At 70.9% G+C, this 24,199-nt stretch carries 20 protein-coding genes and 1 pseudogene; 14 read left to right on the plus strand and 7 right to left on the minus strand.

Annotated elements, in window-relative coordinates:
• Positions 1-2 precede the first annotated feature (2 nt).
• Together scpA and OG883_RS36935 are read right to left on the minus strand one after the other, a co-directional pair.
• Entirely contained in the window at positions 3-2,204 is a 2,202-nt protein-coding gene (scpA, locus tag OG883_RS36930) for a methylmalonyl-CoA mutase (RefSeq protein ID WP_266551001.1), read from the minus strand.
• Complete coding sequence (locus tag OG883_RS36935; RefSeq protein WP_266551003.1) at positions 2,204-4,087, minus strand: methylmalonyl-CoA mutase family protein; 1,884 nt, start codon at positions 4,085-4,087, stop codon at positions 2,204-2,206. Before OG883_RS36935 ends, scpA begins: the two co-directional genes overlap by 1 nt.
• 281 nt (positions 4,088-4,368) lie before the next feature.
• Between OG883_RS36935 and OG883_RS36940 the strand changes: the two genes are divergently transcribed.
• A complete protein-coding gene (locus tag OG883_RS36940; protein WP_266551004.1) occupies positions 4,369-4,875 on the plus strand; it encodes a DinB family protein in 507 nt (168 codons plus the stop codon).
• Between the two features lie 44 nt (positions 4,876-4,919).
• Here the strand turns inward: OG883_RS36940 and corA are convergent, their stop codons facing one another.
• The 3 genes from corA to OG883_RS36955 form a co-directional block, all read right to left on the minus strand.
• The gene (corA, locus tag OG883_RS36945; protein ID WP_266551010.1) at positions 4,920-6,002 is read right to left on the minus strand and encodes a magnesium/cobalt transporter CorA; all 1,083 of its coding nucleotides are present in this window, start codon (positions 6,000-6,002) and stop codon (positions 4,920-4,922) included.
• A gap of 363 nt (positions 6,003-6,365) precedes the next feature.
• On the minus strand, positions 6,366-7,133 hold the full coding sequence (locus OG883_RS36950) for a CbtA family protein (protein WP_266551012.1): 768 nt from the start codon (positions 7,131-7,133) through the stop codon (positions 6,366-6,368).
• Positions 7,134-7,152: 19 nt separating this feature from the next.
• On the minus strand, positions 7,153-7,368 hold the full coding sequence (locus tag OG883_RS36955; protein ID WP_266551013.1) for a CbtB-domain containing protein: 216 nt from the start codon (positions 7,366-7,368) through the stop codon (positions 7,153-7,155).
• Between the two features lie 261 nt (positions 7,369-7,629).
• Between OG883_RS36955 and OG883_RS36960 the strand changes: the two genes are divergently transcribed.
• The 6 genes and pseudogenes from OG883_RS36960 (at position 7,630) to OG883_RS36985 (ending at position 12,768) form a co-directional block, all read left to right on the plus strand.
• Positions 7,630-8,229 (plus strand): histidine phosphatase family protein, encoded by a 600-nt coding sequence (locus OG883_RS36960; protein ID WP_266551015.1) that lies wholly within the window; start codon positions 7,630-7,632, stop codon positions 8,227-8,229.
• A 233-nt stretch (positions 8,230-8,462) separates the two neighbouring features.
• Positions 8,463-9,542, plus strand: coding sequence for an IS110 family transposase (locus OG883_RS36965; RefSeq protein WP_266538647.1), 1,080 nt, complete (start codon positions 8,463-8,465; stop codon positions 9,540-9,542).
• 223 nt (positions 9,543-9,765) lie between these two features.
• Positions 9,766-10,415 (plus strand): annotated as a pseudogene (locus OG883_RS36970) (DUF6629 family protein).
• A gap of 144 nt (positions 10,416-10,559) precedes the next feature.
• Positions 10,560-10,934: a hypothetical protein gene (locus tag OG883_RS36975; RefSeq protein ID WP_266551017.1), complete on the plus strand. Its 375-nt coding sequence runs from the start codon at positions 10,560-10,562 to the stop codon at positions 10,932-10,934.
• 91 nt (positions 10,935-11,025) lie between these two features.
• Positions 11,026-12,435, plus strand: a complete 1,410-nt coding sequence (locus tag OG883_RS36980; protein WP_266551019.1) for an NADP-dependent succinic semialdehyde dehydrogenase — start codon at positions 11,026-11,028, stop codon at positions 12,433-12,435.
• 105 nt (positions 12,436-12,540) lie between these two features.
• On the plus strand, positions 12,541-12,768 hold the full coding sequence (locus OG883_RS36985; protein ID WP_266551020.1) for a DUF5133 domain-containing protein: 228 nt from the start codon (positions 12,541-12,543) through the stop codon (positions 12,766-12,768).
• A 165-nt stretch (positions 12,769-12,933) separates the two neighbouring features.
• Here the strand turns inward: OG883_RS36985 and OG883_RS36990 are convergent, their stop codons facing one another.
• Positions 12,934-13,821 carry a GNAT family N-acetyltransferase gene (locus tag OG883_RS36990; protein ID WP_266551022.1) on the minus strand — a complete coding sequence of 296 codons (888 nt, stop codon included), beginning with the start codon at positions 13,819-13,821 and terminating at the stop codon, positions 12,934-12,936.
• Positions 13,822-14,072: 251 nt separating this feature from the next.
• Here OG883_RS36990 and OG883_RS36995 point away from each other — a divergent pair, with 251 nt between their 5' ends.
• From OG883_RS36995 to OG883_RS37015, 5 genes are all read left to right on the plus strand, one after another.
• Positions 14,073-14,234: a hypothetical protein gene (locus tag OG883_RS36995; RefSeq protein WP_266551024.1), complete on the plus strand. Its 162-nt coding sequence runs from the start codon at positions 14,073-14,075 to the stop codon at positions 14,232-14,234.
• A gap of 1 nt (position 14,235) precedes the next feature.
• A complete protein-coding gene (locus OG883_RS37000; protein ID WP_266551025.1) occupies positions 14,236-15,273 on the plus strand; it encodes a M28 family peptidase in 1,038 nt (345 codons plus the stop codon).
• 215 nt (positions 15,274-15,488) lie between these two features.
• Positions 15,489-16,796, plus strand: coding sequence for a phytase (locus tag OG883_RS37005; protein WP_266551027.1), 1,308 nt, complete (start codon positions 15,489-15,491; stop codon positions 16,794-16,796).
• 233 nt (positions 16,797-17,029) lie between these two features.
• Entirely contained in the window at positions 17,030-18,109 is a 1,080-nt protein-coding gene (locus tag OG883_RS37010; RefSeq protein WP_266538647.1) for an IS110 family transposase, read from the plus strand.
• A gap of 428 nt (positions 18,110-18,537) precedes the next feature.
• Positions 18,538-20,949, plus strand: a complete 2,412-nt coding sequence (locus tag OG883_RS37015; protein WP_266553155.1) for a SpoIIE family protein phosphatase — start codon at positions 18,538-18,540, stop codon at positions 20,947-20,949.
• A gap of 215 nt (positions 20,950-21,164) precedes the next feature.
• Here OG883_RS37015 and OG883_RS37020 read toward each other — a convergent pair whose 3' ends face one another.
• On the minus strand, positions 21,165-23,081 hold the full coding sequence (locus OG883_RS37020; protein ID WP_266551029.1) for a protein-arginine deiminase domain-containing protein: 1,917 nt from the start codon (positions 23,079-23,081) through the stop codon (positions 21,165-21,167).
• A gap of 438 nt (positions 23,082-23,519) precedes the next feature.
• On the opposite strand from OG883_RS37020, the gene OG883_RS46875 reads away from it, so the two are divergent.
• Positions 23,520-23,870 (plus strand): hypothetical protein, encoded by a 351-nt coding sequence (locus OG883_RS46875; protein WP_323181041.1) that lies wholly within the window; start codon positions 23,520-23,522, stop codon positions 23,868-23,870.
• A gap of 146 nt (positions 23,871-24,016) precedes the next feature.
• A complete protein-coding gene (locus OG883_RS46880) occupies positions 24,017-24,175 on the plus strand; it encodes an alpha/beta hydrolase (protein WP_323181042.1) in 159 nt (52 codons plus the stop codon).
• Positions 24,176-24,199: the final 24 nt, after the last annotated feature.

Here is a 24,199-nt window from a genome sequence, read left to right on the forward strand (position 1 = left end):
GCTCACAACTCGTGGCCGAGCGCGGCGGCCAGGGTCTTCACCAGATCCTGTGCCGCGTCCGGGATCACCGTGCCGGGCGGGAAGACCGCGGCCGCACCCGCGTCGTGCAGCGTCCGGACGTCCTGGGGCGGAATCACCCCGCCCACCACGATCATGATGTCTTCCCGTCCCTCGGCGGCCAGCTGCTCCCGCAGCGCGGGCACCAGCGTGAGATGCCCGGCGGCCAGCGAGGAGACCCCGACGATGTGCACATCCGCCTCGACGGCCTGGCGGGCCACCTCGGCCGGGGTCTGGAACAGCGGGCCGACATCCACATCGAAGCCGAGGTCGGCGAAGGCCGTGGCGATCACCTTCTGTCCGCGGTCGTGGCCGTCCTGGCCCATCTTGGCGACCAGGATGCGCGGACGGCGGCCCTCTGCCCGCTCGAACTCCTCGACCAGGGTGCGGGTGCGCTCCACCGCCGGCGAAGTGCCGGCCTCGTTTCGGTACACACCGGAGATCGTACGGATCTGACCCGAGTGCCGTCCGTACACCTTCTCCAGAGCGTCCGAGATCTCACCGACCGTCGCCATGGCGCGCGCCGCGTTCACCGCGAGCGCCAGCAGGTTGCCCTCCATGCCCGAGCCGGGGCCCGCCTCGGCGGAGGCCGTCAGGGCGCGCAGCGCATCCTGACAGGCCTGCTCGTCGCGCTCCTCCCGCAGCCGTCGCAGCTTCTCGACCTGCTGGGTGCGCACCGAGGAGTTGTCGACCTTGAGTACGTCGATCGCCTCGTCGGTCTCGACCCGGTACTTGTTCACGCCGATGACGGGCTGACGTCCGGAGTCGATACGCGCCTGGGTGCGGGCCGCGGCCTCCTCGACCCGCAGCTTGGGGATACCGGCGTCGATGGCCTGGGCCATGCCGCCGGCGGCCTCGACCTCCTCGATGTGCTGCCAGGCACGCCGGGCAAGGTCGTGGGTGAGCTTCTCGACGTACGCGCTGCCGCCCCACGGGTCGATGACCCGGCAGGTCCCCGATTCCTGCTGGAGCAGGAGCTGGGTGTTGCGGGCGATGCGCGCGGAGAAGTCGGTGGGCAGCGCCAGCGCCTCGTCCAGGGCGTTGGTGTGCAGCGACTGCGTGTGCCCCTGGGTGGCGGCCATCGCCTCCACACAGGTGCGGGTCACGTTGTTGAACACGTCCTGCGCGGTCAGTGACCAGCCGGAGGTCTGACAGTGGGTGCGCAACGAGAGCGACTTGGGGTTCTGCGGGTCGAACTTCTTGACGAGCTTGGCCCACAGCAGCCGCGCGGCCCGCAGCTTGGCGACCTCCATGAAGAAGTTCATGCCGATCGCCCAGAAGAACGACAGCCGGGGCGCGAAGGCGTCCACGTCCAGGCCCGCGCCCAGACCGGCCCGCAGGTACTCCATGCCGTCGGCGAGGGTGTAGGCCAGCTCCAGGTCGGCCGTGGCCCCGGCCTCCTGGATGTGATAGCCCGAGATGGAGATGGAGTTGTAGCGGGGCATCTTCTGCGAGGTGTACGCGAAGATGTCCGAGATGATCCGCATCGACGGCCGGGGCGGATAGATATAGGTGTTGCGGACCATGAACTCCTTGAGGATGTCGTTCTGGATGGTCCCGGCCAGCTTCTCGGGCGGTACGCCCTGCTCCTCGGCGGCCACGATGTACAGCGCGAGAACAGGCAGCACCGCGCCGTTCATCGTCATCGACACGCTCATCCGGTCCAGCGGGATGCCGTCGAAGAGCTGGCGCATGTCGTAGATCGAGTCGATGGCCACACCGGCCATGCCGACATCGCCCGTCACTCGCGGGTGGTCACTGTCGTAACCGCGGTGGGTCGGCAGGTCGAAGGCGACCGACAGACCCTTCTGCCCGGCGGCGAGGTTGCGCCGGTAGAAGGCGTTGGACTCCTCGGCGGTGGAGAATCCCGCGTACTGCCGGATCGTCCACGGCTGGTTGACGTACATCGTCGGGTACGGGCCCCGCAGATACGGCGCGATACCGGGGTAGGTGCCGAGGAAGTCCAGACCCGCCAGATCCTCCCCGGTGTAGAGCGATTTGACGGGAATGCCCTCAGGTGTGTCCCACACCAGGTCGTCGTCGCCCTTGCCGGTGTTCTCCTTGACGGCCGCCCGCCACTGGTCCTCGGTGACTCCGCCCGCATCGGCGGGCCCGAGCTCGATTTCTGAAAAGTCCGGGATCCGCATCACGCCACTCCGATCCGGTCGAGGACGGAGGTGAGGACGGCGACCGCGTCGCTGCCCGCGACGACGAACTCGTCGACTCCGGCCCGTTCATACGTTTCACGCTGTTCGCCCGGACGGCCCGCGAGGTACACCCGCACCGCGCCGGCCGACTTGAGCGCTTCTGCCACCGGACCGGCGTGCTCGGTGTAGAGCGCGTCGCTGGAGCAGATACACGCCACCGAGGCCCCGCTGCGGGCGAACGCCTCGGCGGCCGAGGCCGCATCGACCGACACCGGATCGTGGACCGGTTCGATACCGCCCGCCTGGAAGAGATTGCCGGCGAAGGACGCGCGCGCGGTGTGCGCGGCCGCCGGGCCGAGGGCCGCGAGGAATACCCGCGGCCGTGCTCCGGTCGCGGCCAGATGCGCGTCCGAGCGGGCACGCAGTCCCTCGAACGCCTCGTCGCGACGCACCCTCGGCAGACCGCCCACCGGCGCGGCGGGCGCGGGGTCGCGCTCGACCGGTGCCTGGGCGAGCAGCGGGAACTCACTCACGCCGGTGACCGGCTCACGCCGCCTGGCGAGATTCTTGCTGCGGCTCTGCCAGGTGGCACCGAGCCGCTCGGACACCAGACCGCTGCGCAGCGCGGCCTCCTGGCCCCCGGCGCGTTCGATCTCCTGGAAGAAGTCCCAGGCAGCCTGCGCAAGCTCGTCGGTGAGCTGCTCCACGTACCAGGAGCCGCCTGCCGGGTCGATGACCCGGCCCACGTGCGACTCCTCGACCAGGATGGTCGAGGTGTTGCGCGCGATCCGGCGGGCGAAGCCGTCCGGAAGGCCGAGCACGTGGTCGAAGGGCAGGACGGTCACCGCGTCGGCGCCGCCCACGCCCGCGGCGAGCGAGGCGACGGTGGTCCGAAGCATGTTCACCCACGGGTCGCGCCGGGTCATCATCACCGCGGAGGTCACCGCGTGCTGGCGCTGGGCGCCGGCGGCGGGATCCGCCCCGCACGCCCCGACGACCCGGGCCCACACCCGCCGCGCGGCGCGCAGCTTCGCGATGGTCAGGAACTGGTCGGCGGTGGCCGCGTACCGGAACTCCAGCTGACCGCAGGCCGCTTCCACCGACAGCCCGGCAGCGGTGAGCTCACGCAGCCAGGCCACGCCGGTGGCCAGCGAGCAGCCCAGCTCCTCGGCGGCCGACGCCCCGGCCTCGTGGTACGGCAGCGCGTCGGCACTCAGCGCCCGCAGCCCGGGGTACTGCCGGTCGCAGAGCACCGCCAGCTCGGCCGCGGCGGCCGTGTGCGCCGCGATGTCGTCGTACTGTCCGGTGCGTGCGGCGTACCCCAGAGGGTCGGCGCCGAGATTGCCGAGCGCGGCCTCGGGGGCCACCCCCCGCTCCTCGTACAGCCGCAGCAACTCCCGGGCGGCGGAATCGAATTCGGCACCCGCCTCCAGTACCACGGCAGCCAGGTCGAGATACACGCCGTCCAGAGCCGCGCCGAGACCGGAGACCGGCACTCCGGCCGCGCCGACGGCCAGCCATACGGAGGTGACTCCGTTCTCCAGGTCGGCGAGCACGGCTTCGTTCGTACGGACCGGATCGGGCCGGTCATGGCGCTGGCGTACATCCCAGCCGGAGACCGCGCCGCCCTCTGCCCTGCCGCCCCGGGTGAACGGCGCGAAACCCGGATACCCGGGGCTCTGCGCGCCGTCGCTCGCGGTGTAGAGAGGGCGGGTGGTGAGCCCGTCCTCGAGGGCCGTGGACAGCACGTCCTCGGCCGCCGTGCCCTGGACATCCTTGCCCGCTTTGCGCAGCACGCCTTCGACAAGGCGCCGCCACTGCTCAGGGGTTGCATCCGGGAACTCGGCGGCCGGCGAAAACCCGTCATCGGGGAGGACCGTCATGCTCAGATGCTAGGTCAAGGGCCCAAAGGTGCAGGAGGGCTCAGGGCTGTGACCTTGCACTCTCCGGCCCGCTCTTGATCCTCTGCACGCGGTGCCCTATCCGGCGGTACGGCCGCCCACGAGCTCGTCCCGAGGATTCCCGAGGAGTTCCGAGGAGGCTCAAGGGGTCTCGAGGGGCCTCGAAACAGATCCGCTGGGAGCTCAACTCCCGCCCGGGGCACGGCCCCCGTAGTCTGATCATGTACTTCGTGCCGCCCGCTGCGAACCGGAAGGAACCAGCAGTGAAGGACGAACGTGTCGGCCCGCCCCGGACGGGGAACGAGCGCGAGACGCTGCGCGCCTACCTCGACTACCACCGCGCGACGCTCGTCATGAAGACCGACGGACTTTCCGACGAGGAACTGCGCCGTCAGGCGATGCCGCCCTCGACGCTCTCCCTGCTCGGTCTGGTGCGGCACATGGCCGAGGTGGAGCGTGCCTGGTTCCGGCGAGTGATCAACGGCGAGGACATCCCGCTCGTCTGGTCGGACGAGGACGACTACCAGGTGGCGTACGACGCGACCGGATCCACCCGCTCGCAGGCGTTCGACGCCTGGCGGACGGAGGTCGCACACGCGCGCCGGATCGAGGAGAAGGCGGAGTCGCTCGATGTGACGGGTTACCAGGCCAGGTGGGGCGAGGATGTCTCGCTGCGCATGGTGATGCTGCACCTGATCCACGAGTACGCCCGGCACAACGGCCACGCCGACTTCCTGCGGGAGGGCATCGACGGGACCGTCGGGGCCTGAGCGGGCAGTGCGGAAGGCGATCGCCTCCCCGGCGGTGCGGGTGCTCAGAGCCAGCCGTTGCGGCGGAACAGCCGGTGGAGGGTGAAGCAGGTGACGACGATGACGCCGAGGACCACCGGATACCCGTACGTCCACCTCAGCTCGGGCATGTGGTCGAAGTTCATTCCGTAGACACCGCAGATCATGGTCGGTACGGCGACGATCGCTGCCCAGGCTGTGATCTTGCGCATGTCCTCGTTCTGGGCGACGGTCACCTGCGCCAGATGGGCCTGCAGGATCGAATCGAGCAGCGCGTCGAAGGAGGTGATCTGCTCGGTGACCCGGGCCAGATGGTCGGCGACGTCCCGGAAGTACCGCTGGATCTCGCGGTCGACCAGCATGCTCGGGTGCGAGGCGAGCGACTGCAGGGGCCGGTCGAGCGGGGTCACGGCCCGTTTGAGTTCCAGCAGTTCACGCTTGAGCTGGTAGATCCGGCCTGCGTCGCCCCGGCCGGCGTGCTCGGTGAAGACGGCGGTCTCGACGGCGTCGATGTCGTCCTGCACCGCGGCGGTGACGGCGAGATAGTCGTCGACGACATGGTCCGCTATGGCGTGGAGGACCGCGGAAGGCCCCATGGCCAGCTGGTCCGGGCGGCCTTCCAGCGCTTCGCGGAGCGGGCCCAGCGAGCCGTGCCCGCCGTGCCGGACCGTGATCACGAAGTCGGGTCCGATGAAGACCATCAGTTCGCCGGTGTCCACCACCTCGCTGGTGGCGGTCAGCTCGGCGTGCTCGACGTACCGGACGGTCTTGAAGACGGCGAAGAGCACCGCGTCGTACTGCTCCACCTTGGGACGCTGATGGGCGTTGACGGCGTCCTCGACGGCCAGCGGGTGGAGAGCGAAGAGCTCGGCGATGGAGGTGAACTCCTCCTGAGTGGGCTCGTGCAGGCCGATCCACACAAAGCCGTTGCCCGCCTTGCGCACCCGGCGGATCGCCTCGTCGGCCGGGCAGTCGCCGGGCTGCCTCACGCCCTCGACGTAGACCACGCAGTTCACCACCGCACTGCCGAGCGGGGACCTGGCCGGGTGGCTGAGGTCCACGGTGCGGCGGTAGGCGCGGCGCACCGCGCGACGGAGGCTGTGGATCATTGGCACGGTGGCTCCTTCGGTGGATCGCCGCACAGTGTGCCACCAGCCGGTCTTCCGTGTGTGCAGGGGCACCCGCCTGCCCCTGGGTACTGGTGAGGCCCCGCAGACGGGGGACGCTGCGGGGCCTCACTCCTTCCAACGAGCGGGGGTGCGGTGGGGTTCCGGGGCACACGGCTGTCAGTCCTGGGGGCGTCGTGCCGCCAGGGGCGGCTCCGGGCGGGTCGGCGGCGGTGTCGCCGCGCGGCAGACGACCGGGCGACGCCGGGAAGCCGGCGCACTCCGCAGACGCCGAGCGCCGATCAGCAGGAGCCGCAACGGCAGAACCCGCCGGGGAAGCCCCCGGCGGGTTCTGTCGATGGCGGGTCAGCGTGCAGCAGCGGCTGTCCCTGAGGCGTTGCTGCGCTTGGCCGCAGCTTCGGACCCGGGTACGAGGAGGCGTTCGGCGAGGTGGCCGAAGACCAGCCCGAAACAGGTCCAGAGGGTGACCTGGATGGCGAGAGTGGCCAGCCGGAAGTCCCACACCACAGTGGCGGGGAAGCCCTTGGGTACCTCGTTGAAGGAGGGCAGGAAGGCGAAGGCGATCCCGATGACAACGACGAAAGCGGCCGAGGCGGCGACGGTCGCGTTCCAGTTGCCGAGTCGGTCTGCCAGGCGCCTGCCGAGGATCACCGCCGCGAGGGCGAGCAGGACGCTGAGCACGACCATCAGGAAGTACAGCGTGGTGCGCTGGCCGATCGTGTCGGGATCACCGACGGCCGGCGGATTCGGCGGGTACTTGAGGAACGGCACGATGTACACGGTCAGCAGCGCACCGAGGGCGACCAGGGCGGCCGTGGCGCGCGGGCCGAACCGGCCGATGCGGCCGAGCGCGACACTGAAGGCGAGGGCGGCGATGCCTCCGATGGCGATGCCGAAGACCAGTACACCGGTGGCGAGTCCAGCCGTGGACTGCATGGCCCGGGTGACCAGTTCCTCGCCGCCGTGCTCGTGGCTGTGGCTTTCTTCGAACGCGATGGCGGCGTCCACGGGGGTCTCGCCGATGAAGTAGGCGACGGCCATGGCGAGGACACCGGCCACGAGACCGGCGAGCATGCCGCGGATGAGCAGGGCTCTGACGGAGATGGAGTTCATGGGTTGGTCCCCCCGGTTTTCAGTGGCAGGGGAAGCCGAGCAGATGACGGCCGTCGTGGACCCATTCGTGCACGTTCTCGCCGGCGATGAGCGAGGTGGCCCCCTGCTCGGCGCCGACGAAGTAGAGAAGGACCAGCATCAGAATGCCGAAGAACAGCGCCCAGGGGGCGATCGCCTTCAGTGAGATGGGGGTGATGGCGGGGGTGCCGGTGGCGGGCGCAGCAGTGTGAGCCATGGCAGAACCTCCTGGGGGAACACGCGTCCCGATCGTGGTGCCTGAGACGAAGGTGCCGGGTCTGACTTCCCGCAGAGGTACGGGTTCACAGTGGCGCGACCGTGCCGGATTCTCACCGGTCTTCCGTCACACCGTCGTCATGTCCACGCGACCGTACCGCTTGTCGGCCTGCACCGCTACGGCGCGCGCGCCCAGCTCACACGCCCCGACGTACGTGATCTGCTTGCGGCGTGGGCTGCGCAACGGAGAGGAAGAACGGAAATGACGGTACGGGTGATGTTGATCTCACCGGCGATGAACGCCGCACTGCGCGAGGCTCGCTTCGACGGCGACGTACCGCTCGATGAGTCCGGGACGCGGCGGGCCCGGGCGGCTGCCGGTTCCGGGGCGCTGCCGGACGCCGATCGCCGGGTGAGCGGCTCCTCCCGTCGCTGCCGTGAGACCGCGGCCGCGCTGGGCCTTCGTACGGAGAACGAACCGGCGCTGCGGAGCTGGGACATGGGGCACTGGCGCGGTCGGCGCATGGAGGAAGTGGGCGTGAGCGAGCCCGAGGGCGTGTCGGCATGGCTGACCGATCCGTCGGCCGCGCCGCACGGGGGCGAGTCGCTGCTGGCTCTGTGCGGCCGGGTCGGCGACTGGCTGGAGTCCCTGCCGGGCGACGGCGGACGCGTCCTGGCGCTCACCGAGCCCGCGGTGGTGCGTGCGGCGATCGTGTATGCCCTGGCTCTGCCCACGGAGGCCTTCTGGCGACTGGACGTCGCGCCGCTGACTCTGACCGAGCTCAGTGGACGGGCCGGGCGCTGGAATCTGCGCTGCGGACGGCCGTTGGAGCACGGCGGGGCCGGTCAGGACGACGACTGACAGTGAGGATGTACGTGAGCGTTCCCCGGCGGGGTCTGACCCACCGACTGACTGACTTCGGGTCCTCAACGGGATTTGTCGGCTCCGGCCGGGGGGCGCTCGCGTGCATCCGCCGGACCGGGGGGCGTGACTTCATAAGAGCCTGGCCAGAGGCCCCATCACTGTCTTGTCCGCCCTCCCGGCCGACGGGTGCCATCCTGCCCGGTCGAATGGAGAGGACGGCACGATCCACGATGGCACAGCATGAGGTCGAGGTCACCGGCGGCGTCGACACCCACAAGGACACCCACACCGCGGCCGCGGTCGACGCGGCCGGCCGGGTCCTGGGCTCGGCCCAGTTCCCCGCCTCCGCGCTCGGATACCGCAAGCTCCTGACCTGGCTCCGCTCCTTCGGCGTCCTGGTCCTGGTCGGAGTTGAGGGCACCGGAGCCTACGGCGCGGGCCTGTCCCGCCACCTGCGTGAACACGACGTGACGGTGGTCGAGATCGACCGCCCGGACCGCAAGACCCGTCGCTGGCAGGGCAAGTCCGACCCGGTCGACGCCGAGGCAGCGGCCCGGGCCGCGCTGGCCGAACGCCGCACCGGCACCCCGAAGTTTCGTGACGGCCGCGTCGAGGCCCTGCGGGCCCTGCGGGTCGCCCGCCGCAGCGCGGTCCAGCAAAGGGCCGACGTCACCCGGCAGATCAAGACCCTGATCATCACCGCACCGGAAGGGGTCCGCACCATGCTGCGGCACCTGAAGGACAAGGACCTGCTGACCATCTGCGCGGCATTCCGCCCCAGCCCCGGCCAGGCGGGCGACCCGGTCACCGCGACGAAGATCGCCCTGCGCTCCCTCGCCCGCCGCCACCGCGACCTGGGCCAGGAGATCGACGAACTGGACGAGCTCATAGCCCCACTCACCCAGGAGATCAACCCGGTCCTGAGCGAGCTCAACGGCGTCGGCCCGGACGTCGCGGGCCAACTGCTGGTCACCGCGGGCGACAACCCCGGCCGGCTCCGCTCCGAGGCCGCGTTCGCGATGCTCTGCGGCGTCGCCCCACTGCCGGCCTCATCCGGCCGCACCCACCGCCACCGCCTCAACCGGGGCGGCGACCGCGCCGCGAACGCCGCCCTCTACCGAATCGTTCTCTGCCGGCTGCGCTGGGACCAGCGCACCCGCACCTACATGGAACGACGCACCAAAGAAGGCCTCTCGAAGAAGGAGATCATCCGCTGCCTCAAGCGGTTCATCGCCCGCGAGATCTTCCACGTCCTGACCACCACCAACGCCACAGCAGCGGCCCCGAGTCACCTCACAACCGCCGCTTGACATCCATAAGAGCATCCCTGCCTCGGCCCGGCCTTGTCACCGGGTCGGTGGTGCGCCGGTCGCCGCGCCGGAGACCGGATCCGGGTGTGATGCCGGTCCTGTGCCGGTGTGGTGCCGGTCTTGTGCCGGTGTGGTGCCGGTCTTGTGCCGAGCCGGAACAACCGTCTCCGGTCACATCCGATATGGCGTGACTCGCCCCTGATTCCTCTCCTCGGGTGGCGTCATGTGCTGGAGTGCGACGGCCGACCTCGTGGCGGGCGTGGGCATCGCGACGATCGGCGCCGCCTGCGTGACGCTGCTGCGCCGCGCCCGCGATCTGCCGCTCGCCGCTCTGCCGCTGTTCCTGGGCGCCCACCAGATCATCGAGTCCGTCGTCTGGAGTTCCGGCGGCGGTACGGGCCCCGCCACCACGGTCTGGGCCGTCATCGCCCTGCCCCTGTTGGCGGTGTGGGTGCCGTTCGGCGTCCTGCTCGCCGCACCCGCCGCCCGCACGGCGCCGGCTGATGGTCCCGGCCGCCGCCGGGCTCGCCACCGCCGTCGCTCTGGCGTACTTCCTTGTCACCCGGCCGGTGACCGCTGAAATCCGCGGCCGCCCCCCTCGGCTACCTTCTCGACCTTCTCGACCTTCCGCACCCCGCGCTGATCATCGCGGGCTATCTCCTCGCCACCGTCGGCTCGCTGCTGCTCGGTGGTGATCCGGTGCTGCGGCTGCTCGGCGTCCTGGTCGGGGCCGGAGCGGTGATCTGCGCGGCGCTGTGGCGACTGGAGTTCGTCTCCACCTGGTGCGCCGTCGCTGCGGTGGCGTCGGTCGTCGTGCTCGGCTGGGTACGGCTCAGGCGGGCCGGCCATGCTGTGGCGGCGCCGTCCGGCTGACGCCGGGTAGCACCCGGAGCCGCGCCGGGCGAGTCTGGAAGAGACATCCTCCGAGCCGTCTCCGAGCGCCACGACACCGGAGGCGGGCACCTCGGAGGCGCGCACGAGCCGGAGGAAGCGTCGTCCGGAGAGGCAGGAATCACCGTGAACAGCACTCAGGAGTACACGACACCGGTCGTGGTGACGCTCAGCGCCTGCTCGAAGGAGGATGCCGACACCGTCTTCCACGTGCTGGCCAGGTCGTACGCCTCGGACCGTGCCGACGACGACGCACCCCAATACGTATCCGGCCACGGCACGACCGTGTGGACCTCGACGTTCGAGGTGTCGCCCGTGCACGCCGCGGCCGAATCGGTGCCGCTGACGGCACCCGTGGAAGCCGGCATTCAGGGCGGTTACTGGGCGGTGGACCGGCTGATGGAGACGCTTGCCTCCGCGTTCGCGGTGCAGGAGGAGGGCATGGCCGCCGGTGACCAGGAGAAGGACATCCAGCTGCGGCTGACCGGCGGGAGCCGGTAGCGCCGACGGGCCCGCCCGGCGGACGTTCCGCCTTGCGGGACCGCCCTCACCGGGCGAGGGTCGAAGGACCGAGCTCGAGGAGGACATTTCCATGCCTATCGCCACGGTGAATCCCGCTACCGGTGAGACGCTCAGGACGTTCGAGGCACTGGGACCCGAGGAGATCGAGCGGCGCCTGGCTCTCGCCGCAACCGCCTTCGGGCAGCACCGCACCACGGAGTTCACTCTGCGGGCGCGGCTCCTCAACCGCGCCGCGGATCTGCTCGAACAGGACCAGCAGGACATCGCCCGCACCATGACCACCGAGATGGGCAAGCCGATCGCGGCCGCCCGCGCGGAGGCGGCGAAGTGCGCGAAGGCGATGCGCTGGTACGCCGAGCACGCCGAGGATCTACTGGCCGACGAGCAGCCTTCGGCCGCCGACCTCAAGGATTCCGGGGCGTCCTGGGCAAGCGTGCGCTACCGGCCGCTCGGCGTCGTCCTTGCGGTGATGCCGTGGAACTTCCCGCTCTGGCAGGTTGTGCGATTCGCGGCCCCCGCACTCATGGCCGGCAACGTCGGCCTGCTCAAGCACTCGTCGAACGTGCCGCAGACCGCTCTGTACCTGGAGGATCTCTTCCGGCGCGCCGGCTTCCCCGAGGGGTGCTTCCAGACGCTGCTCGTGGGTTCCGGCGCGGTCGAGGGCATCCTGCGCGACAGCAGGGTGGCCGCCGCGACCCTGACCGGCAGCGAGCCGGCCGGCCGCTCCGTCGCGGCGATCGCGGGCGACGAGGTGAAGAAGACCGTACTGGAGCTCGGCGGCAGCGATCCCTTTGTGGTGATGCCGTCGGCCGATGTCGACCGGGCGGCCAAGACGGCGGTGACGGCCCGGGTGCAGAACAACGGCCAGTCCTGCATCGCCGCCAAGCGGTTCATCGTCCACGCCGACGTCTACGACGCCTTCTGCGAGCGTTTCACCGCCGGAATGCGGGATCTGACCGTGGGCGACCCGATGGAGGAGTCCGTCGACGTCGGCCCGCTCGCCAGTGAACAGGGACGCGCCGATCTCGAGGAGCTCGTCGAGGATGCCCTGCGCCACGGGGCGACGGCACGGTGCGGCGCGCAGCGTCCGCCGACGCTGGACCGGGGCTGGTACTACGAGCCCACGGTCCTCTCCGACGTCTCCGCCGACATGCGCATTCATCAGGAGGAGGCGTTCGGCCCGGTGGCCACGGTCTACCGCGCGGCCGACGTCGACGAGGCGGTCACCATCGCCAACGACACGCCCTTCGGGCTGAGTTCGAATGTGTGGACCCGCGACGACGGGGAAGTGCAGCGGTTCGCGCGGGACCTCGAGGCGGGTGGCGTCTTCTTCAACGGCATGACGGCTTCCCACCCGGCGCTGCCCTTCGGCGGTGTCAAGCGCTCCGGATACGGGAGGGAGCTGTCGGCCCACGGAATCCGTGAGTTCTGCAATGTCACCACGGTGTGGCACGGCGCAGAGCCGGCGGGCGACCGCTGACATCGTTACGGAGAGTGTCCGATTGCGCATTTGGGGTAATCGGTGCAAAAGTGGATGGGCCAGTCGAAGTACTCATGCTGACGCTGATGACGTCGGGAGAAGATCATGCTTCTGCCGGACAAGGCTGTGCTCGCCGCGGTGCTCCACCGATACCGTGCCTGGGAGCTGCTGGTTCTCGCTGAGCCGGAGAACCTGGCCCGGCGTCGTCGGCTCGAGGACCTCACGTACACGCTGTGTGTCCTGATGGGACAACGCACCGCCCATGAGGCGATACTGGCGGCCGAGTCGCATCTCGGGCTGTCGTGGCCGAGCGGCTCTCGGATCAGCCGGTGAACCCGGCCCGGCCGGTTGCGCCGCCGGGGACCGGTCGGTGGTGGGTCTTCCGCCTGGACTCGTTGCTGACTCGTTGCTGTCCCTGTCGCAGGTGACGCGTCCGGCCCGGTCCTCCCGCCATCGGCCGGAGCCCCGGATTCATGCGCCTCGCTCGGAGCCCCGGACTCATGCGCCGCGCTGTCCGAGGTAGGTGTGTGTCCGGGTGTAGGTACGGAAGTCCAGCGACTCGTAGACCAGTTTGGGGACGGGGTAACCGGCGTCACCGCGGGAGTAGACGACGGCCCGGTGTCCGCCGGCGTCGGCGAACGCGTGCAGGACCGCGGTGGACACGGCGCGGGCCAGGCCGAGGCGGCGGTGGCCGGGGTGTGTGCCCACCGGCTCGAACACTCCGATGCCGTTGGCCTCGTCGTACCAGCCCTGGCAGTACGCGACGATCTCGCCGGCGGGAGATGCCACGACGAGGTCGAGTCCGGGGCGGTAGGGCCACGTCTCCCGCATGCGCGCATGGCGTTCGGTGGTGACCCGGGTCGACCCGAAGGCTGCGCGGTGGGCCGCTGCCCGGCCGGCGACATCGTCCCGTCCTTGCTGGGCGCGGATCGTGTACCCCTCCGGCAGGGGCGGGATGTCCGGCAGGCCGGTCAGCGGACGGCCGAGACAAGCCATGAAGGGGGCGTCGGCGGCGGCGCGTGCGTAGCCCCGTCGTTCGAGTGCGTCGACCAGATGCGGTTCGGTCTCGGCGACGTCGACGCTCAGCGGCCCGTCGGCGGTCCGCTCCGCCCAGGCCAGTACGTCGTCGACGAGCTCCGGGTGGCCCGGGTGACTCGGGTCGGCCTGGAGCATCAACTCCTTCGGCGACTCCAGCCAGCCCCAGGCCAGGGTCCGGTCACCCTCGGTCCACACGGCTGTCGGGGACTCGTCGGCGCGGTCCGGGCAGAGACACGCGTTCCAGGCGAGATCACCGATGTGCCGGTAGCCGGTGGTCGGGAAGACCCGGACGGCAAGGCTTTGCATGGCCCGCAGTTGCACGGGCCCGGAGTACTCACGGCGGCGCATCGGGCCATAGTGTCCAACCGGCATTGGATCAGCAACGGACTTGATTCAGCTCGTGGCGGTGGCGGTGGCGGTGGCGACTTCGGACGCGGGCCGATGGCATGCGCCGCGGGCGTGGGCGAGATCGCTGTGCTGGACGACGAGTTCCTTGAGCCGAACACTCCGTGAGGGGATCGGTCCCCGGACCGGCAGCATCTGATCCAACAGGCAAACGCCGGCGACGTGCACCACCCTTGAGGAGAGTCGGCTGATCTGTGTCGACGAGGCGAGGCGACGAAGGCGAAGGCGGTGACACCGTGCTCCTGATGCACGGCGGCCCATGCCGGCTCTTCCGGGAGCAGTCGGCGGAGTTCGCCCCGCGGGACCTCGACCGGATCGCCGGCCTTCCGGCCCCGTCCGCGCGGGGCCGGCCCTGACATGCTCCCCGACCCCGATGTGCCCTCGCTCGTACGTGAACTGACCCGGCGGGCCGACCCGCTGCGTCTTCGGCACGACGTGGAATTCCTCGCCGACCGCCCGCGCAGCCGGACCCGCGCCCCCGAGGCCATGCTGCGCGCCGAGACCCATGTGACGAGTGAACTGGCCGCCGCGGGCTGGCGGACCGAGCGGCAGCCGTTCGACGTACGGTGGCGGCTCGGGTCCACCGACCGCCGCGGCGATCACCCGCTTGCGCTCGGACTCCGTCTGCACCGGCGGCTGGCCGGCGCGAACCTCCTGGCTGGGCTGCCCGGAGGCGACGACCGCCCCACAGTGGTCGTCGGAGCACACCTGGACACCGTCGACGGCAGCCCCGGCGCCGACGACAACGCCTCCGGAGTCGCCGCGCTGCTGGAGATCGCGCGCCTGCTCGGCAGGCTGCCGCGGCCGCCCGCGGTCACTCTCATGTTCTTCGACATGGAGGAGCTGGGGCTGATCGGTTCGCGGGTCGCCGCCCGGCGGCTCCGCCGCACCCGGCAGATCGTGGGCATGATCTGCCTCGAGTCGGTCGGCTTCTTCGCGGGCGGGCCCGGAACTCAGCTCGTGCCCGCCGGATTCGGCGCGGCCTTTCCCGGCGTGGCCGCCACGATCCGCGCGGGCGGGCAGCGGGGCGACTTCACCCTGGTGGTCCACCGGCGCTCGACCCGGGCGGCGGCCTCCCTGTGGCGCCGCGCGGCGAAGGTCGCGGAGCCTTCGCTGCCCGTCATCACGCTGCGCGACCCGCGTCCGGACGGCCCGCTGGGCGCGCTCGCCGGGCTCGCGGTGCCCCCGGTGAACCATCTCGGCCGCAGCGACCACGCGGCCTTCTGGAACGCGGGAATTCCGGCCCTGATGCTCACCGGTACGGCGAACTTCCGGAACCCTCACTATCATCGGCCGACCGACACGCCGGACACCATCGACTACCGCCGTCTGGCGGCGGTTGCCGTCGCGACCGCCGTCACCGCCGTGTCGTGGCCTGCCGGCGGAGGTCGCTGATCATGGTGGTCCTCGCGCCCCAATGCCTGTTCGCGCCGACGACGTTCGCGTCCCGCCGCCGTGCGCGGGGTCCGGCGGGCCGTCCGGAGCCCGGCCGTATCCTCGAATTCATGACGTGCACATGCAAGAATCCCCTGCTGGATGCCGGGCCGCCACACCCTGCTTCCACGCTCACCTGAGTGATCGTCGTGTTCCCGACATGGAGGAGCGCCTTCGTGAGCAGGCCCCGTTCCGCCCGTCCGGCCGCCCTCGCCCTGGTCACGGCTCTCGCCGCACTCGCCGCAGCCGTGCCCGCCGAGGCGCGTACCGCCGCTGTGGAACAACTGCCCGCCGTCACCCCCCGGGCCGAGACGCCCACGCTGTACGACGACGAGACGGGGCGCAACGCCAATGCCGACGACCCCGCGATCTGGCGCAACGCCGCCGACCCGGGCCGCAGTCTGGTGATCGCCACAGTCAAGGAGGGCGGACTGCGGGTCTACGGCCTCGACGCCCGCCAGGTGCAGTCGATCGCGGCGCCTGCCGCGCCACGGCCGGACGACGCACCCGGCCGGTTCAACAACGTGGACCTCGTGCACGGGCTGCGGCTGCCGTCCGGGCGGACCGACATCGCGGTGACCACCGACCGCGGTCACGACCGGCTCCGTATCCACCGCATCGATCGTGACCGTCCCGGCGGCCCGCTCACCGACATCACCGACCCCGCCGCACCTACGGTGTTCTCCGCCGACCAGGACGAGATCAACGACCAGCAGACCGCCTACGGCCTGGCCACCTGGACCGACCGGGCGACCGGCCGCTCGTACGCCCTGGTCAGCCGCCGCAGCCGGACCAGCATCGCCCTGCTGGAACTGACCGCCACCCCCGGCGGCACGGTCGGATACCGCAAGCTGCGCACTCTCGACCTGCCCTCCTCCTTCCGCCTGCCCGACGGCTCCTCCTGGACCCCGTGCGCCGAACCCGGCGAACTGCCCCAGGTCGAAGGCATGGTCATCGACCCGGCCAACGGAATTCTGTACGCGGGCCAGGAGGACGTCGGCATCTGGCGGATGCGTGCCGATCTGACGCGCCCGCCGCAACTGGTCGACAGGGTGCGCGAGTACGGCGTCCCGGGTGTCTACGACGAGGAGACCGAGGAGTGCGCCCCAGGCGTCGACCCGGGCTTCGGCGGTTCCCGGCTCGCGGCGGACGTCGAAGGACTGACGCTGCTCACCGAGTCCGACGGCGACGGGTATCTCCTGACCTCCAGCCAGGGCGACAACACCTTTGCGCTGTACGACCGCGAGCCGGGGGACGACAACGAGTACGAGGGCGGCTTCCGCGTCACCGCCGCCACGCAGAGCCTCGACGGCTCCGAGGAGTGCGACGGGGCCGCTGTGCTCAACGCACCCCTCGGCAAGAAGTACCCGCGCGGCCTGCTCGTCGTCCAGGACGGCCACGACACACCGGCGCAGGGCGAGCGGGAGGCCACCGGCTTCAAGTTCGTCGACCTCGGCGACGTCATGGACAGCATCGACGACTGACAGTGAGGATGTACGTGAGCGTTCCCCGGCGGGGTCTGACCCACCGACTGACTGACTTCGGGTCCTCAACGGGATTTGTCGGCTCCGGCCGGGGGGCGCTCGCGTGCATCCGCCGGACCGGGGGGCGTGACTTCATAAGAGCCTGGCCAGAGGCCCCATCACTGTCTTGTCCGCCCTCCCGGCCGACGGGTGCCATCCTGCCCGGTCGAATGGAGAGGACGGCACGATCCACGATGGCACAGCATGAGGTCGAGGTCACCGGCGGCGTCGACACCCACAAGGACACCCACACCGCGGCCGCGGTCGACGCGGCCGGCCGGGTCCTGGGCTCGGCCCAGTTCCCCGCCTCCGCGCTCGGATACCGCAAGCTCCTGACCTGGCTCCGCTCCTTCGGCGTCCTGGTCCTGGTCGGAGTTGAGGGCACCGGAGCCTACGGCGCGGGCCTGTCCCGCCACCTGCGTGAACACGACGTGACGGTGGTCGAGATCGACCGCCCGGACCGCAAGACCCGTCGCTGGCAGGGCAAGTCCGACCCGGTCGACGCCGAGGCAGCGGCCCGGGCCGCGCTGGCCGAACGCCGCACCGGCACCCCGAAGTTTCGTGACGGCCGCGTCGAGGCCCTGCGGGCCCTGCGGGTCGCCCGCCGCAGCGCGGTCCAGCAAAGGGCCGACGTCACCCGGCAGATCAAGACCCTGATCATCACCGCACCGGAAGGGGTCCGCACCATGCTGCGGCACCTGAAGGACAAGGACCTGCTGACCATCTGCGCGGCATTCCGCCCCAGCCCCGGCCAGGCGGGCGACCCGGTCACCGCGACGAAGATCGCCCTGCGCTCCCTCGCCCGCCGCCACCGCGACCTGGGCCAGGAGATCGACGAACTGGACGAGCTCATAGCCCCACTCACCCAGGAGATCAACCCGGTCCTGAGCGAGCTCAACGGCGTCGGCCCGGACGTCGCGGGCCAACTGCTGGTCACCGCGGGCGACAACCCCGGCCGGCTCCGCTCCGAGGCCGCGTTCGCGATGCTCTGCGGCGTCGCCCCACTGCCGGCCTCATCCGGCCGCACCCACCGCCACCGCCTCAACCGGGGCGGCGACCGCGCCGCGAACGCCGCCCTCTACCGAATCGTTCTCTGCCGGCTGCGCTGGGACCAGCGCACCCGCACCTACATGGAACGACGCACCAAAGAAGGCCTCTCGAAGAAGGAGATCATCCGCTGCCTCAAGCGGTTCATCGCCCGCGAGATCTTCCACGTCCTGACCACCACCAACGCCACAGCAGCGGCCCCGAGTCACCTCACAACCGCCGCTTGACATCCATAAGAGCATCCCGACTGCGCGGACTGCGCCGACCGAGAGCTACTCGGCGACCGACAGGACGGAGAGGACTCGAACGGCTCAGACGGCTCAGACGACTCAGACGACGGACGTCCCTCCGTCCGCGGCCCGACGGGCTGCCACTCTTCGACCTCCTGACTGTCCCTGCCGGGCCCCGCGACCTCGTCCTCGGACGGGCCGGAGCGGTGGAAGCTCCGTAGAATCCCGCACGTGGCCCCCGCCTTCCCTACGCTGGGAAGTGACTGGTCCCGGACGGGTGACGAGGTGGACGGGCCGCCTCGGAGGGCGGCTCGCCCGGCGAAGACCGGTCGGAGGCGAGGGATGATGAGACGTCCGACGATTGCGCCACCGAAGCACGGGCCGGTGACACGGACCGACTGCGGCCACTCCCGGCTACGGAGGCGCTGCGGGCTGTGAGAGAACAGGTCAGGGTCTTCGGCGGGGCGGTGCTGGCCGCTGTCTATGTGCTGGGCAAGAGGGACGGCCGTCTGCGACTGACCGAATCGGCCGGAGGTCCCGGTGCCTCGTACGGGCTGTCGCCCAGTTATGACCTGTCCTCTCACACGCCCGTCGTGGACGCCTTCCACGCCGGCCGCCCCCTGTGGCTGAACGCGGTGGGGCTCGCCGCCTACGGCGAGAACCCTGACGGGACGCAGCCCGCCAACATCTCCATGGGCGCACTGCCGCTCGGAGCGAACGGCAGTCCGCTGGGCTGCCTGGTCGTCGTGGACGACGCCGGCAACGGTTTCGACGCCGAACGGCGCAATTTTCTGGAGCTCTACGCCGACCAGGTCACCGCATGGCTCGAAGCGGGAGGCGAAGCGGGCACCCATGCCATCGGCACCTCGGGGCCCGGGCCGGTACTGGGTCCCGCCCTGGACCGCCTCAGCGTCGGTTCGTTCACCCTGGTTCTGAGCAGCGGGCAGATCGACGCGGACGGCCGGGTGCTCGACCTCGTCGACATCCCGCGGGACGACTTCGACGGACGCGTGGAGACCCTGCTGGCGCACACCGTTCCCGACGACCTGCCCGCGCTCATGTCCATCGTCGACCCGGGCCATATGACCGCCGGCGGCCGGGAACTCGAATTCCGTATCCGCCGCCCCACCGGAGAGCTGCGCTGGCTGCGCCTGCGGTGCCGGCTGCTGGCGGACGGCGACGGCAGGCCCGAGCGGGTGCTCGGCGTGCTCGCCGACGCCTCGCATCTGCGGCCCAGCGCCGACGAGGTCTCCAGGATTCAGCGGCTGTCCGTCGCACTGGCCGGTGCGATGACCGTCCGGGACGTCAGCCGGGCAGTGGTCGCCGCCCTGCGTCACCCGCTGGGAGCCGATCGGGTCGCTCTCGCCGAACTCGAGGCCGACCGGCTGGTGGTCACGGTCCTCGACCCACCCGAACCCGATGCCTGGCCCGAGCTCTGGCGGTCCGAATGGCGGTCCGAGTGGCCCGATGCCCCCGCCCGCGCCCTGCCCACGCTGGAAGCCGCGCTGCGCGAGGCCCGTGCGAGCCTGTGGACGGCGGGCTCCGACCTCGAACCGGGACTCGCGGGCATCGGCCCCGGCGGTCTTGCCGTCCTGCCGCTCCCGGCCGAAGGCCGGGTGGTCGGCGCATGCCTGGTCGGATGGGACGAGCCGCACGAGTTCGGGCCGGAGGAACGTTACCTGCTCACCGCGACCGCGGGCCTGGTGGGGCAGGCACTCGTACGCGCCCGTGCGTTGGATGCCGAGCACGAGCTTGCCACGATGCTCCAGCGCAGCCTCCTGCCGCGCAAGCTTCCGCGGCTGCCCGGCGCAGTGGCCGTCGCCCGCTATCTGCCCGCGACCGTGGGACTCACGGTGGGTGGCGACTGGTACGACGTGATCCCGCTCGGCGAAAACCGCGTGGCGCTGGTTGTCGGGGACGTACAGGGACACAACGCGGGCGCCGCGACGATCATGGGCCAGATGCGTACGGCGATCAGGGCCTACGCCGTGGAGGGCCACCCGCCCGACGTGGTCGTCTCCCGCGCCAATCGCCTGCTCGTCGGCATGGAGACCGACCTCTTCGCCACCTGCTGCTATGTCGCCATCGACATGGAGGAGGGCGACGCCTGGTGCGTGCGGGCGGGGCACCTGCCGCCCTTGCTGCGTGCCCCGGACGGCGTCACCCGGGAGGTGGAGATCGAGGGCGGGCCTCCGCTGGGCGTGCTCGCGGAGGCGGAATACCCGATGACCACGTTCGCACTGGCCCCCGGCGCGGTTCTCACCCTGCTGACGGACGGCCTGGTCGAGTCCTCGAGCCTCCATCTGGACGACGGAATGCGCCGCGTGTGCGACCTGCTTTCCACCGCCGACCCGGCCGATGCCGGACGGATGGCCGACGAACTGCTCGGCGGCGTCAACCGGCGCGACGACGACGTGGCCCTGTTGCTGCTGCGCTACGACGGAATAGGAGACCGGCCGCTACGGGCTGCCTGGACGGTGTGGAGACTGCCCGACGCCGTCTCGCACGCGCGCCGTTTCACCTCCCGCACCCTGCGTTCCTGGAACGTGGCCGAGCAGTCCGACGCGACCCTGCTGATCGTCTCCGAGCTGGTCACCAATGCCCTGGTGCACACCCAGGGCCCGGTCCGCGTCGATCTCACACTCACCGGGGAGCGCCTGCGGGTGGCGGTGAGCGACGCGTCGCCGCGCACGCCCGTCAAACCGTCGAACATGAACTGGGAGGCGACCGGTGGCCGGGGAATTCTGCTCGTCGAGGCGGTGTCGGCGTCCTACGGCTCCGTGCCGCTCGGCGGCGGCAAGCAGGTGTGGGCCGAAGTCGCCCTCACGACTCGCTGACCCCGCCCTGACCTGCCCCGACCCCCGCACTGCCCCTCCCCCGACCCCGCCCTGACCCTGCGCGAGCACTGACCGGCCGGGTGGATCCCGATGGCGGCTCGGCGGGCCGGGGCTCCGATGACTGACCGCCGGGTGCGCACGCCCGCCGTGACAGGCATGCGCACCAGCCGGCCGAACCGATGCCGCGAAGCGTCCGGTCCACTACCCGCAGTGCACTACGGCTTCCACCAGGCGGCGGAGGCATCCCGCAGGGTGTTCGTGCCGCAGTGCACCTCGCCCTGGCCGAGGTGGTACGTGTACCAGTCGTCGAGGTACGACACCTTCATGCCGGCCCCGGTGTAGGCGGCGTTGACGGCAGCGGTGAAGATGTCCTTGCCACCGATGACCGGGCCCCATTGCCGCGGGGCCAGGTAGCGGTTGCGGCCGAGCAGGATCCCGTTGACCGCACCCGGAACGTAGGCGCTGGTCATGACGGATTCCGGGGCCGCACCGCGGTCGCCGTGCCTCGCGAGCTCCTTCTGCTGCCCGTACTCGCGGACCGCGTCCGGTACCTCGCCGGCGCCCATCCGCGACAGCCGCGGCATACGGTCGCCGCGCTCGCCCTCTTCCGTACCCCGCGTGAACAGAGCGGGCACGCGCACGACTTCGGCGTCGGTCACACCCGTCTCGCGCTTGAGCACCTCCAGATTCGCCTTGATGCGCTTGGCGGCCATGGTGTTGTCGGCCACCAGCCACTTCGAGGCGAGCGCCTGGTCGATGGTCTCCTTCGGGGCGGGCATGTCCTTGCTTCCCGGCACCGAGAACATCCGCGTCCTGCCGTGGCCGGCCTTCTGCGCATCGCGCAGCAGCCCCAGCCCTGCTTCGGGATCGGCGATACCGATCTTCCAGCCACGCGGGGTGTCCGCGGGAAGGAACTGGACGAACTCGTCCACGTGGCCCACATGCAGCCACGAGGTGTCCAGGAGCAGCGGGTCCTGGAAGCCCTGGGACTTCAGCAGCGTCCGCATCACCCGCGCGGGCTTCGAGCCGTTGTCCTTGCGCTCGCCCATGATGATGCGCCCGGCGGGGAAGGAGCGACCTCCGTGGGTGTACGGAGGGATGGTCTCCAGGTTCCCCATCGAGTTGAGGGTCCACTCCTCCGAATCGCGGACCCCGGACGCCTGCACCACGCCCACGCCGTTGCCGCGCAGCTTCTCGAACAGCTCCCGGCCGGCCTCGCGGTCCGCCTGCGCCGACCGCAGCATCACCCGCATCGCCTGCCGGCGCCCACCGGGACCGGCCATGCTCACATAGCCGGGCTCGACGAAGTCCTGCGCCCAGATGTCGCCGTACTTGTCGAAGGTCAGCAGCGGCTTGTTGATCCCTGCCGACTTGACCTCTGCCGCGAGGCCCTTGACGAACGCCTGCTGCCGGCGCGCGTACGGGTCCTTCCCCGGCACCTTGGTGACGAGCAGCTGCTGCGCGTTCTGCAGGTGGTGGTGGGTGAGCAGCGGGGCGACGCGCAGGGTCACCTCGTCCGAGGTGCTCTTTCCGCCGGAGGTCACGGTCAGGCGGATCACGGCGCGGCCGTCCCAGACCGCGCTGTCGCGTATCACGTCGGTGCTCTCGACCCCGAACTCCACACCGGAGCGGAGCTCGGCGGCGGTCAGGCGGGTCTTGGCCGTGACCCACGTCCAGCCGGTGGAACGCTTGACGAAGACCCGGGTGTTCTTGCCGCCGGCCACAACCTTCAGGGTGCCCGTCGCCGTGTTGGGCAGTTTCGCCATCGGTACGGAACGGACCCGGGCCAGGTCGGCCGCGTCGCCGGACCCGTTCACCTTGGTGTCGGTCGCGTCGTTGCAGGCGGCGAGCCGGGCGTCCGGCAGTGGCTTGCCGCCCGGGCCGGTGATCGCGCACCGCTTGGTGTCGTCGTCGATGTTGGGGAGGAAGACCGCTCCCCTCCGGGCGGACCAGCTGTCCTCACCGGCGGTGTCGGTCGCGCCGGTGACGTCCACCTGCCCGTCCCGGTTCACGTCCGCCCGGAGATCGACCCGGGGCGGATCCGCGGCGAACGCCGGTGACACGGGCGCCAGTACGGCCCCGATCACGGTGATGGCCAGTGCCGCGTCGCGTCTCGCATGACTCGTAGCCAAGATGCGTCCCTTCATGAGCATCGGTTGCCGAGCTCGAAGAGGCCGAGGACGAGCGGTCCGTTGCCTGCTGACGCCGGGATCATTCGGAAGGCATGGCGGGGTGCGACCGGCGGAGGAGACGGTGTCAGCCCAGGGCATGACGAGGAAACAGGCGCATTCGGGTATGCACGACAGACCACGGACCGGGCTGATGCCGCCCACCGACGGACGGGGCTGATGCCGCCCACCGACGGACCGGGCCGATGCCGCCCACCGACGGACCGGGCTGATGCCGCCTGCGGTCCGGCCGGTTCCACAGAGCGACGTGCCCTTCGAACGTGGGCAACCAACGGTCCGATGGCGGGCCGAGGTTGCCGGAATCCTGCTCGGGGGCCAACCCCACCACCGATGTCAGGCCGCCGCATGGGCAGAAGGATCTCGGTCAACAACCCTTGGCCCATGACGACTTACACCCACAGAGCCCTCCTCCTCGCCCTCTCCGCCGCAGCCGTCGCCACGACTCCTACCCCTGCCGCCGCGCCGGTGGCCCGCGCCGGAGCTGCTCCCGCCGGGGGAGCGGCGATACCCGCCCTCACCTGGTCACGCTGCGCCGAGCCCAGCCCCGCCGCGCAGGAGTGCGCCGCGTTGCCCGTGCCGCTCGACTACCGCGACCCGGACGGACCGCAGGTCACCCTCGCCGTGTCCCGCCTCCGCAGCGAGCGGCCCGAGGCGCGGCGCGGGGCGCTGCTGCTGATCCCCGGGGCGTCGGGCGGCTCCGGGGTGCGGCAGCTGAAGGGGGACGCGCTCTGACCCCGACCCGTCGCGCGTCGCGTGGGGCTGGCTCGCGAACACGTCAGCCGGTGTGGAGGACCGGTTCCCCGACTTCGCGGCCCGGGCGGCGGACCGCGCCCGGGAGACCGAGGGACTGCGGCTGGCGCAACACGCCAGGGACGTAGATGCGCAGGGCACTCGCCGACCGGGCTCGCCTCGTCACGGTCGGCCAAGGCGGCCACAGCATCCATCTGGCCAACGGCAACGCCTGCGGCGATCGCACGGTCACCGAGTTCCTCACGGCCGCCCGGCGCCCGGAGCGGGACGCCTACTGCGCGGACTGAGCCGGTCCTGGAAAGGAAAGCAGT

The organism is Streptomyces sp. NBC_01142, from assembly GCF_026341125.1.
Classification (GTDB): Bacteria; Actinomycetota; Actinomycetes; order Streptomycetales; family Streptomycetaceae; genus Streptomyces.